Origin of the sequence: Psychrobacter sp. 78a-MNA-CIBAN-0178 (assembly GCF_040309625.1) — a bacterium.
GTDB classification, from domain to species: domain Bacteria; phylum Pseudomonadota; class Gammaproteobacteria; order Pseudomonadales; family Moraxellaceae; genus Psychrobacter; species Psychrobacter okhotskensis.
Genome location: NZ_JBEOOZ010000185.1, coordinates 1 through 248, shown reverse-complemented (window position 1 = coordinate 248; position 248 = coordinate 1). Strand labels below are relative to the sequence as shown.

At 37.9% G+C, this 248-nt stretch carries 1 protein-coding gene; it reads left to right on the top strand.

The genetic code is table 11. The features are described 5' to 3' along the window. Window positions 1–248, top strand: a 248-nt coding sequence (locus tag AAEY80_RS14775; RefSeq protein WP_350588630.1) for a hypothetical protein, incomplete at both ends; no start/stop codon positions are given.

Here is a 248-nt window from a genome sequence, read left to right as displayed (position 1 = left end):
GCTAAGGAGCTTGGTGAGAAAAAGTACATCAGTTCAAGTGACCAGCTAGCAGAAATCGAACGCCAATTTAATGATGATAAGTTATCCCTTGCGAAATACAATAGACAAGATTGCGTACTGGTTCTACGTATTTTTAACAAATTAAATTTACTTGATTTTGCTGTTGTTAGGAGTCAATTAACGGGGCTTGAACTTCATAGAATGGGCGGTTCAGTCGCTTCATTTGTTAACCTTTATCTGCCCTTACT